The sequence below is a fragment of the Streptomyces sp. C10-9-1 genome (assembly GCF_024497955.1).
GTDB classification, from domain to species: domain Bacteria; phylum Actinomycetota; class Actinomycetes; order Streptomycetales; family Streptomycetaceae; genus Streptomyces; species Streptomyces sanyensis.
In genome coordinates, this window is sequence record NZ_JANHKP010000004.1 from 44033 (window position 1) to 56435 (window position 12403).

A 12403-nucleotide genomic window follows, 5' to 3' on the forward strand; every position below is an offset into this window, starting at 1 on the left:
GCGTGCGGCCCGGCCCCTGACGGGGCCGGGCCGCACTCAGCACCGCAGGAGCGGTCCGGTCACTCCTCGGACGTGCTGACGGACACCTCGCCGGAAGGCGCCTGCGCGGCCGCCACCGTCTTCTTGGCGGCCTTCTTGGCGGTCGTCTTCTTCGCCGCCGCCTTCTTGGCCGTCGCCGCGGTCTTCTTCGCGGCGGTCTTCTTCGCGGCCGTCTTCGTGGCCGCGGCCTTCTTGGCGGTCGTCTTCTTCGCCGTCTTCCGCGCGGCCTTCTTGGCCGCGGGCGCCGCCTCCGCCGCCTCGGCCCCGGACGCCTCCGGCTCCTCGGGGACGGGCTCGCCCTCCGACCGGGGAGCGGAGGAGACGACCACCACGGCTGCCTCCTCGCCGCCCGCGGGCGCGCCCGCGGGGGCCGTGGCCTTGCGGGTCGCACGGCGCCGGGCGCGGACCGGAGCGGCGGGCGCCTCCTCCGCCGCGGGAGCCTCCGCTGCCGGGGACTCCGGCTCGGCCGGGGACTCCGGCACCGCGGCAGGCTCCACGACGGTCGCCTCCGTCGGCGCGGGAGCGGCGGCGGGGGCGGACACGCTGCGCGTCGCCCTGCGGCGCCCGCGGCCCTTGGGGGCCGCCTCCTCGGCGGCCGGGACCACCGGTTCCGGCGCGGGCGCCGCGGCAGGCTCCTCGACCGGCTCCGGTGCGGCCTCGGCGACCGGCTCCGGGGCGCTCTCCGCGGCCTTCGGCGCACCCGCCGGGGCCGTCGCCTTGCGGGTGGCCCGCCGGCGACCGCGCCCGCGGGAGGCAGCAGCCTCCGCCTCGGCCACGCTGCTGTAGAGCTCCTCGTCCGGACCGAACGCGGGCTCGGCGAGCGCCACCGGGGCGGCGGCCTCCGCAGCGACCTCCTCCGCGGTCTCGGCGCCCGCCCCGGCCTCCGACGCGGCCGGAGCCTCGGCGGCCTCCTGCTCGTGGACGTGCTCGTGGTGCTCCGAGGCGCCGCCGCGGCCGCGCTTCTTCGCGCGCTTGCCGCCGCCACCGCCACCGCTGCCGGCGGGCTGCTCCATGTGGACGATCACACCGCGCCCGTTGCAGTGGACGCAGGTCTCGGAGAACGACTCCAGCAGCCCCTGGCCCACCCGCTTGCGGGTCATCTGCACCAGGCCCAGCGAGGTCACCTCGGCCACCTGGTGCTTGGTCCGGTCACGGCCCAGGCACTCCAGCAGGCGCCGCATCACCAGGTCGCGGTTGGACTCCAGGACCATGTCGATGAAGTCGACCACCACGATGCCGCCGAGGTCGCGCAGGCGCAGCTGGCGCACGATCTCCTCGGCCGCCTCCAGGTTGTTCCTGGTGACGGTCTCCTCCAGGTTGCCGCCCTGGCCGGTGAACTTCCCGGTGTTGACGTCGACGACCACCATGGCCTCGGTCTTGTCGATCACCAGGGAGCCGCCGCTGGGCAGCCAGACCTTGCGGTCCAGCGCCTTCATCAGCTGCTCGTCGATCCGGTGGACGGCGAAGACGTCGCTCTCGCTGGTCCACCGCTGGAGGCGGTCGGCCAGGTCCGGGGCCACGTGCGAGACGTAGCCGTGGATCGTCTCCCACGCCTCGTCACCGCTGACGACGACCTTGGAGAAGTCCTCGTTGAAGATGTCGCGGACGACCCGGACGGTCATGTCCGGCTCGCCGTAGAGCAGCGTGGGCGCGTTGCCGCTCTTGGCCTTCTTGCGGATGTCCTCCCACTGCGACTGGAGCCGCTCGACGTCACGGCGCAGCTCGTCCTCGCTGGCACCCTCCGCGGCGGTGCGCACGATGACGCCCGCGTCCTCGGGGACGATCTTCTTGAGGATCGTCTTCAGCCGGGCGCGCTCGGTGTCGGGCAGCTTGCGGCTGATGCCCGTCATCGATCCCTCGGGCACGTAGACCAGGTAGCGGCCGGGCAGGGAGACCTGGCTCGTCAGCCGCGCGCCCTTGTGCCCGATCGGGTCCTTGGTGACCTGCACGAGCACGGACTGGCCCGACTTGAGCGCGGCCTCGATCCGGCGCGGCCCGTTGGCCATGCCCAGGGCCTCGAAGTTGACCTCGCCCGCGTACAGGACCGCGTTGCGGCCCTTGCCGATGTCGACGAAGGCGGCCTCCATGGACGGCAGGACGTTCTGGACCTTGCCCAGGTAGACGTTGCCGACGTAGCTGGTGGCCTGCTCCTTGTTCACGTAGTGCTCGACGAGGACACCGTCCTCCATCACACCGATCTGGGTCCGCTCGCCGCTCTGGCGGACGACCATGACCCGCTCGACCGCCTCACGGCGCGCGAGGAACTCCGCCTCGGTGATGATCGGCACCCGGCGGCGACCCTGCTCGCGGCCCTCGCGGCGGCGCTGCTTCTTCGCCTCCAGCCGGGTCGAGCCCTTGATCGACTGGACCTCGTCGCTGGGCTCGTCCTTCTTGCGCGGCTCGCGCACCTTGACGACCGTGCGCTCCGGGTCGTCCGAGGTTCCGTCGGCCTCCGCGGGGGCGTCACCGCTGCGGCGGCGACGGCGGCGGCGACGGCGGCTGCCGGAGGTGCCGGCGGCCGACGGCGTGGCGTCACCGGACTCCTCGCCCTCGTCCTCCTCGCCGTCCTCCTGGGAGTCCTCGACGGACTCCTCCTCGGACGTGGCCTCGGCGGCCTCCTCGGCCTCGGCCTCCCCACCACGGCGACGGCGGCGCCCGCCACGGCGACGGCGGCGGGACGGGCGGTCCTCGTAGTCGTCGGCCTCGTCACCCGCGGCGGGCTCGGCCTCCGCCTCGGCCTCGTCCCCGGACTCCTCCTCGGCGGCCTCTGCGGCAGGAGCCGGGGCCTCGGCCTGCTCGGCCTGCTCCCCCCGGCGGCGGCGACGGCGGCGGCCGGGCTGCTCGACGGCGGGCGCCTCGGCGGCCGGCTGCTCCTCCGGCTCCTCCTCCTGCTGCACGGCGGCGGCAGCGGCGGCGGCAGCGGCCGTCTCAGGGGTCTGGAACATCGGCTCGGCGAAGACCGGGGCCTGGAAGGTCGGCACGGCGGGCCGCACGGCACGACGTCCGCGGGACTGCGCCGGGGCGGCATCGCCGGACTGGGCGGTGAACTCGGGCGAAGCGGCCCGCCGGCGCGCACGGCCCCGGGTCGCGGCCTTCTCCGCGGCCTCCACCTCGGCCTCCTCGGAGGCGATCTGCTCCACGGCGCTCTCCGGAAGGGCCTCACCGGTCTCCGCGGCGGACTCCACCGCCTCGGCCGGAGCGGCGGCGGCCTGCTTGCGCACCGCACGGCGACGCGCACGCGGCGCAGCCGCCTCCTCCTCCACGGCCTCCACCGGCGCGACGGCCTCCTCCGCCTTCGGCGCACCCGCCGGAGCGGACGCACGGCGCCGTGCACGGCGCGGCGCGGCAGGCTCCTCCACCGCGGCCGGCTCCTCGGCGGCCTCCGCGGCAGCCTCGACCGCCGGCTCCTCCGCCTTCGGCGCACCCGCCGGAGCGGTGGCCTTGCGAGTGGCCCGGCGCCGCGTACGCGGGGCGGGCGCCTCCTCCGCGACGGGCTCGGCACCCGCCTCCGGGGCGGGCTCCTCAGCGGTCTCCGCGGCGGACTCCGCCACCTCGGCCGGAGCGGCGGCGGCCTGCTTGCGCACCGCACGGCGACGCGCACGCGGCGCAGCCGCCTCCTCCTCCACGGCCTCCACCGGCGCGACGGCCTCCTCCGCCTTCGGCGCACCCGCCGGAGCGGTGGCCTTGCGGGTGGCCCGGCGCCGCGTACGCGGGGCGGGCGCCTCCTCCGGGGCCGGAACGGCCTCCGGGGTTCCCGCCTCGGAGGCGGGCTCGGGCCGCGGCTCCGACACCGCGCCGACGGCCTCGGCCGCTCCCGCGGGCGGGCCGGCCGGGCGCGAGGCGGCCCTGCGGCGGCGGCGCGGCGGCAGCGTGTCGCTGGGGCTCGCGCTGTCTTCGTACTGTGCGGATCCGGCGGTGCCGGACTCGTTCGGCTGTTCGAGCATGCGGGCGTTTCTCCCGTCGCGCTCCCGGGCGCCGCGCCTGGTCCGGTCCGGTGCGGTCCCGCGCATGGTGCGCGGTGCCGCCGTCCGGGGCGCGGGCGCCGCACGGGAGCTGATGTATGGCTCGCCGGTTCCGTACGCCTTGTGCGCACGGCCTGGCGAAAGTCTCCTGTGTCCTTGCGCGGCCCGACCCAGGTGGCTCCCGAGTGCCAGAGCCGCGCTTCGACGACCGTCCCTACGCGGCGGGACCTTCCGGCGCCGTCGCTGAGGCGGTCCCGGCGGCCGTGGATGGAGCGGCCGGAGCTGCCTCGCGGTCGGGCGCGAGCGGGTCGGTCACCGTGCCGGACTCCTCGTCGAAGAGCCCCTGCGCCAGCCTGGTCACCGCTGCGGGGACCGGCGGCGCCAGGTCGGCCACAGCTCGGAGACCGGACAGGACGTCGTCGGGTCGCACGGCGGGTGTCGCGTGCCGAACGACCAGCCGCAGTATCGCACAGGGCCCGTCCACCGGCCTATCAGCCTGGGGACGAGCCGCGTCGAGCGCCGCCACGGCGCCGCGGGCGTCGAAGGTCCGCATGCCGTTCTTCGTCCTCCGCTGGACCTCGACGGTCCCGGCGGCGAGGAAGGCGGCCACGGCCTTCTCGGCCTCCTCCTGCGGGACACCGTCCAGCCGCAGCTCCCAGACCGAGGCCGTCAGCCGGTCGGCCAGTCCCGGGGTACGGGCCTCCACGGCGTCGGTGATGTCCAGTCCGGACGGAAGTGACTCGTCCAGCAGGACACGGAGGGCGCCGGGGTCCCGGTGCTCGGTGAGCGCGATCTCCAGGTACTCGGCCTCGCTGCCCGTGCCGGTGGGAGCGGCATTGGCGTACGACACCTTCGGATGCGGGGTGAAGCCCGCCGAGTACGCCATGGGTACCTCGGCGCGCCGCAACGCACGCTCGAAGGCGCGCTGGAAGTCACGGTGGCTGGTGAACCGGAGGCGGCCGCGCTTGGTGTAGCACAAGCGGATGCGCTGCACCGCAGGTGCGGGCGGCGGACCTTCGGGCTGTCGCTTGCCCAGGGGTTCTTCTCCTCGGTGCGGAGCGGGCGCGTGAGCGCACCGCCCACGGCGTGCGGGGTTCCCGCGGGGGCCGGTCGGCTCACCCCCGCTCGCGCAGGGAGATCTCGGTGCCGGCCGCCGCGCCGGGAACGGTCTGTGGTGTTGTCTCCCCCCAGATTACGCGCCTGCCGCGGCATGCCGGGCACGGGCTGGACCGCGGCGGGCGCCGCCCGTGCCCGGGAGGAGCCTCCCCGCGCACCGGCACGCCGGCCCGCGAAGGGGCCCGGCGCGGTCCGCCCGGGGGCCGGCGAGCGCCCCGGCCCCGCCCCGGGCGGCACGGGCGCCGGCCGCGGCTACTTCTTGACCGTCAGCGGGAGCAGCTTCTTGCCGGTGGGGCCGATCTGGATGTGGGTGTCCATCTGAGGGCACACCCCGCAGTCGAAGCACGGCGTCCAGCGGCAGTCCTCGACCTCTGTCTCGTCCAGGGCGTCCTGCCAGTCCTCCCAGAGCCAGTCCTTGTCGAGACCGGAGTCCAGGTGGTCCCAGGGCAGGACCTCCTCGTAGGTGCGCTCGCGGGTCGTGTACCAGTCGATGTCGACGCCGAACTCCGGCAGTGCCTTGCCGGCGCAGCTCATCCAGCGGTCGTAGGAGAAGTGCTCGCGCCAGCCGTCGAAGCGGCCGCCGTCCTCGTACACGGCCCGGATGACGGCGCCGACGCGGCGGTCACCGCGGGAGAGCAGCCCCTCGACGATGCCGGGCTTGCCGTCGTGGTAGCGGAAGCCGATGGAGCGGCCGTACTTCTTGTCGCCGCGGATCCGGTCGCGCAGCTTCTCCAGGCGCGCGTCCGTCCCCTCAGCCGACAGCTGCGGCGCCCACTGGAAGGGCGTGTGGGGCTTGGGGACGAACCCGCCGATGGACACCGTGCAGCGGATGTCGTTGGATCCGGAGACCTCGCGGCCCTTCTGGATCACGTTCATCGCCATGTCGGCGATCTGCAGCACGTCCTCGTCGGTCTCGGTGGGAAGGCCGCACATGAAGTACAGCTTCACCTGGCGCCAGCCGTTGCCGTAGGCGGTGGCGACGGTGCGGATCAGGTCCTCCTCGGAGACCATCTTGTTGATGACCTTGCGCATCCGCTCGGAGCCGCCCTCGGGGGCGAAGGTGAGGCCCGAGCGGCGGCCGTTGCGGGTGAGCTCGTTGGCCAGGTCCACGTTGAAGGCGTCGACCCGGGTCGAGGGGAGGGACAGGCCGATCTTGTCCTCCTCGTACCGGTCCGCCAGGCCCTTGGCGACCTCGCCGATCTCGGAGTGGTCGGCGGAGGACAGCGAGAGCAGGCCGACCTCCTCGAAGCCGGTCGCCTTCAGGCCCTTGTCCACCATCTCGCCGATGCCGGTGATGCTCCGCTCCCGTACGGGGCGCGTGATCATGCCGGCCTGGCAGAAGCGGCAGCCGCGGGTGCAGCCGCGGAAGATCTCGACGGACATCCGCTCGTGGACGGTCTCGGCGAGCGGGACGAGGGGCTGCTTGGGGTAGGGCCACTCGTCGAGGTCCATCACGGTGTGCTTGGAGACGCGCCACGGCACACCCGAGCGGTTGGGGACCACGCGGCCGATGCGGCCGTCGGGCAGGTACTCCACGTCGTAGAAGGCGGGGACGTACACGTTGCCGGTCCTGGCGAGGCGGAAGAGGACCTCCTCGCGGCCTCCGGGCCGCCCCTCGGCCTTCCAGGCGCGGATGATCTCGGTCATGTCGAGCACGGCCTGCTCGCCGTCGCCGATGATCGCCGCGTCGATGAAGTCGGCGATGGGCTCGGGGTTGAAGGCGGCGTGTCCGCCCGCGAGCACGATCGGGTCGTCGAGGGTGCGGTCCTTCGACTCCAGCGGGATGCCGGAGAGGTCGAGGGCGGTGAGCATGTTGGTGTAGCCGAGTTCGGTGGAGAAGCTCAGGCCGAGGACGTCGAAGGCCCGCACGGGGCGGTGCGAGTCCACGGTGAACTGCGGCACACGGTGCTCGCGCATCAGCTGTTCGAGGTCCGGCCAGACGCTGTAGGTGCGCTCGGCGAGGACGCCGTCGCACTCGTTCAGCACCTCGTAGAGGATCATGACGCCCTGGTTGGGCAGGCCGACCTCGTAGGCGTCGGGGTACATGAGGGCCCAGCGGACGTCGCAGGACTCCCACGGCTTGACGGTGGAGTTCAGCTCACCGCCGACGTACTGAATGGGCTTCTGCACATGCGGGAGCAGAGCTTCGAGCTGTGGGAAGACCGACTCGGCAGACATCAGGAACCTTCGTGGAGCTGGCGGGGGCGACTCTCAAGCGTAGCGCGGCCCGAAGGGCCCGCCGTACGGCTCCCGGCAACGGCCCGGGCGGCCCCGCGGCGGGCCGCCCGGGGCCGCGGGGCGGACGGGCCGCGGCGGCGGGCCCGGGGCCGCTCAGGAGCGCAGGGCCGCCCGCAGGCCGGGGTCCGCGGCGCGGCTCCACACCTCGGGCAGCTCGGTCTCCCGCGCGGCGGCGCGGGCCTCCTCGTGCCCGTAGAGCAGCCCCCAGGTGAAGGAGGGCTCCCCCGCGGCGTCCGCCGCGACGGCGAGTCCGCGGACGGTGTCGCGGGCGACGACGCTGTCCTGGTGGTCGCCGAGGACCTTCTGGACGGCCTTCATGCGTTTGGCGAAGCGGCGTGCGGGCCTGCCGAGGGCCGGTGTCGCGGCCTCGGCCGCGTAGCGGGCGCGCTTGGCCGCCTTGCGGGCCTCGTGGAGGGCGGTGTCCCGCTCGGTGGACGGGGCCAGGTCGAGGGCGTGCTCCACCCGGTCCGCCACACGGCCGTACTCGCGCAGCACGGCGTCGGGGAGCGCGGCCTCGGGGTCGGTGCGCGCGGCCTTGCGCAGCGGGGGGTCGGCGAGCAGGGCGTCGAGGGCGTCGAGGAGCCTCAGGTAGCGCTCGCCGTCGAGGGCGGCGAGGGCGGTGGTCCGGGTGTCGGTGTCGCCGGAGACGGCCCAGGCGGTGAGGCGGGCCTCGACGGGGCCGAGCACCAGGGTGCCGGGGAGTTCGGCGACCCGGGCGCGCAGGCGGTGGGCGAGCACTTCCTGGTCGCGGGCGGCGCCGAGTTCGCCGGCGAGCCATTTCAGTTCGTCGACGAGCGGGCGGGTGGCCTCCCGGTCGAGGATCTTCCGGTAGGTCCGCAGGGCGCTGCGCAGTCTGCGGGTGGCGACCCGCATCTGGTGGACGGCGTCGGGGAGGTCGCGGCGGACGCCGGGGTCGTGGGAGAGCAGGGCCTCGGCCTGCTCGTGGAGGTAGGCGAGGACGTGGTCGCCCGCGGTGCGGGGGGTGCCGGGCCGGGGGGACGGGGCGGGGGCGGCGCCGGTCTCGGCGAGGGCGCGGGCGAGTTTGGAGGGTGCGGCCGCCCGGTGGAGCCCGGCCTTGCGCAGGCGCTTGTCGACGGCGTCGAGGAGGGCGGGGTCGGTGTCCTCGGCGAGTTCGACCTCGATCTCGTCCCACTGGGCGGTCGCCCGGCGGCCGTGCAGCCGTTCCGCGACGACGGTGTCGCGGCTGAGTTCCGCGAGCTCGGTGCCGTCCTCGTCGAGCAGGCGGTGGACGTCGCGGGAGGAGAGCAGCCGGACGACGGGGACGAGGTCGGCCCCGCGGGTCCGGGAGCGGACCAGGTCGGCCAGTTCCCCCGGGAGGGCGTCGGCGGACTCGGTGGTGATCTCGTCGCGGACGCCGGGGGCGACGGGGAGCTTGAGGTGCCATCCGGGGTCCGCTCCCCCGGTTCTGCGGCGCAGGGTGATGCCGTGGGCGGCGAGGCGGAGGTCGGGCGTGTCGTGGTAGACGGCGTCCAGCTCGGTGGTCGCCGCCTCCTCGATCCGGGCGATGCCCGCCTTGGTGAGGTCCGGGAGCCGGACGCCGGGGGTGGCTTCGTACTTCCGCTCGATCTCGCGCTTGGTGTCCGCCATGCCCCGAATCTAGTCCCCCGGCGGGCGGCGCGGGAGTGCGCGCCGCCCGTCCGGGGTCAGGCGCTTATGGGTTTCTGCACCCGGATCGACTGGAGCAGTCCGACCGCTATCCAGACGGCGAACATCGAGGTGCCTCCGTAGGAGACGAAGGGCAGCGGCAGCCCGGCGACGGGCATGATCCCCATGGCCATGCCGATGTTCTCGAAGGACTGGAAGGCGAACCAGGCGATGATGCCGGCGGCCACGATCGTGCCGTACAGCTCGGTGGTCTCGCGGGCGATGCGGCAGGCGCGCCACATCACGACGCCCAGGAGGAAGAGGATGAGGCCGGCTCCGACGAAGCCGAGTTCCTCGCCGGCGACGGTGAAGATGAAGTCGGTCTGCTGCTCGGGGACGAACTGGCCGGTGGTCTGGGCGCCGTTGAAGAGGCCGGCGCCGTAGAGCCCGCCTGACCCGATGGCGATGCGCGCCTGGTTGGTGTTGTAGCCGACTCCGGACGGGTCGAGTTCGGGGTTGGCGAAGGCGGCGAAGCGGTTGATCTGGTACTCGTCGAGCAGTCCGAGCACGGCGACCAGCACCGCGCCGCCGACGCCGGTGCCGATGAGCCCGAGGATCCACCGGTTGGAGGCGCCGGAGGCGAGCAGGACGCCCAGCACGATGACGGCCATGACCATGACCGAGCCGAGGTCGGGCATGAGCATGACGATGCCCATGGGGAGCGCGGCGAAGGCGAGGGACTTGGCGACGGTGCGGTGGTCGGGGTGCAGCTGGTCGCCGGCGTCGACGCGGGCGGCGAGCATCATCGCCATGCTGAGGATGATGGTGACCTTGGTGAACTCGGAGGGCTGGAGCGACAGCCCCCCGATCACGAGCCAGGCGTGGGCGCCGTTGATGGTGGCGCCGAGCGGGGTGAGCACCAGCAGGACCAGCACCACGGAGAGTCCGTAGAGCACGGGCACGGCGCCGCGCAGGGTCCGGTGGCCCAGCCACACGGTGGCGATCATGAGCACGAGGCCGATGCCGAAGTTGAGGCTGTGCCGCATGAGGAAGTGGTAGGGGTCGCCGTTGTTCAGCTCGGTGCGGCCGCGTGTGGCGGACCAGACGAGCAGGCTGCCGATGCACGAGAGTGCGAGCGCCGAGAGCAGCAGCGGCCAGTCGAGCCGGCGGACGACGGAGTCCCGTGCGCTGAGCCGGGCCCACAGGCCGCCGCGCTCGGGGCCGTATCCGGAGACGGAGAACCCGCCTGCGCCTGTCATGTCCTAGTCCCTCCGTGCGGGCGGTCCCGCAAGCACTTCGGTGCCCGTCCCGTCCTCCGGCGCGGGGGGTACATAGGGCCTGATCTCGGGTGCGTCGATCGTTCCGTCCGGTGAGATCTTCGGCAGTCCCTTCTGCGGGGCGGGCAGCAGGGCGCGCTTGAGGTCCTGGTTGCCCTGTTCGTCCAGGCCGTACATGGCCTCGTAGATGTTGCGGACCGCCGGTCCGGAGGCGCCGGAGCCGGTGCCGCCCTGGGAGATCGTCATCACGATGGTGTAGTCGTCGGTGTAGGTCGCGAACCACGAGGTGGTCTGCTTGCCGTAGACCTGGGCGGTGCCGGTCTTGGCGCGCATGGGGATCCTGTCCTGGGGCCAGCCGCCGAAGCGCCAGGAGGCGGTGCCGCCGGGGCCGACGACGGAGAGCAGGCCCTTGTCGAGGTCCTCGATGGTCTTCTTCCCTATCGGCAGCCTGCCGTGGGAGGTGGGCGGGATCTCGGTGATCTTCTTGCCGTCGGGGCTGATGACCGCCTTGCCGATGGTGGGGTCGTAGAGCGTGCCGCCGTTGCTGATGGCGGCGTAGGCGGTGGCCATCTGGATGGGGGTGACCAGGATGTCGCCCTGCCCGATGGAGAAGTTGATGCTGTCACCGGCCTTCAGCTGGTTGCCCTCCAGGCAGTTCTCGTAGGCGATCTGCTCGACGTAGGTGCCGCCCTTCTTGCCCTGCTTGCACCAGGCGTCCTTGTTGGCCGTCCAGAAGTCCTTCTTCCACTGGCGGTCCGGGATGCGGCCGGTGACCTCGTTGGGCAGGTCGATACCGGTCTCGGAGCCGAGCCCGAAGTCGTGGGCGGTCCGGTAGAACCAGTCGTGGGCGTCCTTCTTCGGCTTGATGCCGCCGTCGCGCTTCCACTCCTGGTGGCCGAGGGCGTAGAAGACGGTGTTGCAGGAGAACTTCAGGGCCTCGCCGAGGGTGATGGGGCCGTGGCCCTGGGACTCGAAGTTGGCGAAGCTGCGGCTGCCCAGGCTGTAGGAGCTGCTGCAGTTGTAGCGGTCGTTGAAGTCGTAGCCGGCCCGGACGGCGGCACTGGCCGACACCACCTTGAAGATGGAGCCGGGTGCCGCCTGGCCCTGGATGGCGCGGTTGAGCAGGGGGTAGTTGGAGTCCTTGCCGGTGAGCTTCGCGTAGTCCTTGGCGGAGATGCCCCCGACCCAGGAGTTGGGGTCGTAGTCCGGCTGGGAGGCCATCGCGATGACGCGCCCCGTCCTGGACTCCATCACCACGACGGCACCGGCGTCGGCCTCGTACGGGCGGCCCGTGATCTTGTCGACCTGCGTGCGGGCGGTCTTCATCGCCTCGTGGAGCTCGGCCTCGGCGACGGCCTGGACGCGGGCGTCGATGCTGGTCACCAGGTTGGAGCCGGGAACCCCCGGGTCGGACTCGGACTCCCCCATGACCCGGCCGAGCTTGTCGACCTCGTAGGAGGTGACACCGGCCTGGCCGCGCAGCTCCTTGTCGTAGGTGCGCTCCAGGCCGGAGCGGCCGACCTGGTCGGAGCGCAGATAGGGCGAGTCGGTGTCCTTGGCCTTCTGGATCTCCTCGTCGGTGACGGGCGAGAGGTAGCCCAGCACCTGGGAGGTGCGGGCGTCGACGGGGGCGGGGTAGCGGCGCACGGCGGTGGGCTCGGCGGTGATGCCGGGGAAGTCCTCGGAACGCTCGCGGATCTGGAGGGCCTGCTGGGTGGTGGCCTCGTCGGTGACGGGGATCGGCTGGTAGGGGGAGCCGTTCCAGCAGGGCTGGGGCGTCTCGGCGTTGCAGAGCCGGACCTTGTCCATGACCTCCTTCGGCTCCATGCCGAGGACCCCCGCGAGGCGGGTGAGGACGGCCTCACCGTCGTCCTTCATCTTCATCAGCTCGGTGCGGGAGGCGGAGACCACGAGACGGGTCTCGTTGTCGGCCAGCGGCACACCGCGGGCGTCGAGGATGGCGCCGCGGACGGCGGGCTGGACGACCCTCTGCACATGGTTGCCGTTGGCCTCGTCGGCGTACTCGTCGCCGTTGCGGATCTGGAGGTACCAGAGCCGGCCCCCGAGGGTCAGCAGGAGGGAGACGACGAGGACCTGGATGATGACGAGCCGGGTCTGGACCCTGGGGGTCCGCCCGGTCTCCGGGATGTTGCTCACGCTGCTGCC

6 protein-coding genes are annotated in these 12403 nt (G+C 73.3%); all 6 read right to left on the minus strand.

Annotated elements, in window-relative coordinates; genetic code table 11:
- Nucleotides 1–59: 59 nt before the first annotated feature.
- The 6 genes from NPS70_RS06710 to mrdA all read right to left on the minus strand — a co-directional run bounded on the left by NPS70_RS06710 (nucleotide 60) and on the right by mrdA (nucleotide 12394).
- Nucleotides 60–3983, minus strand: a complete 3924-nt coding sequence (locus NPS70_RS06710) for an Rne/Rng family ribonuclease (RefSeq protein WP_256523110.1) — start codon at nucleotides 3981–3983, stop codon at nucleotides 60–62.
- 232 nt (nucleotides 3984–4215) lie between these two features.
- Complete coding sequence (locus tag NPS70_RS06715; protein WP_256523111.1) at nucleotides 4216–4995, minus strand: TIGR03936 family radical SAM-associated protein; 780 nt, start codon at nucleotides 4993–4995, stop codon at nucleotides 4216–4218.
- Between the two features lie 374 nt (nucleotides 4996–5369).
- A complete protein-coding gene (locus NPS70_RS06720) occupies nucleotides 5370–7295 on the minus strand; it encodes a TIGR03960 family B12-binding radical SAM protein (protein WP_256523112.1) in 1926 nt (641 codons plus the stop codon).
- Nucleotides 7296–7448: 153 nt separating this feature from the next.
- On the minus strand, nucleotides 7449–8963 hold the full coding sequence (locus NPS70_RS06725; protein WP_256523113.1) for a CYTH and CHAD domain-containing protein: 1515 nt from the start codon (nucleotides 8961–8963) through the stop codon (nucleotides 7449–7451).
- A 56-nt stretch (nucleotides 8964–9019) separates the two neighbouring features.
- Complete coding sequence (gene rodA / locus NPS70_RS06730; RefSeq protein ID WP_256523114.1) at nucleotides 9020–10219, minus strand: rod shape-determining protein RodA; 1200 nt, start codon at nucleotides 10217–10219, stop codon at nucleotides 9020–9022.
- A 3-nt stretch (nucleotides 10220–10222) separates the two neighbouring features.
- Complete coding sequence (gene mrdA, locus NPS70_RS06735; protein WP_256523115.1) at nucleotides 10223–12394, minus strand: penicillin-binding protein 2; 2172 nt, start codon at nucleotides 12392–12394, stop codon at nucleotides 10223–10225.
- Nucleotides 12395–12403: the final 9 nt, after the last annotated feature.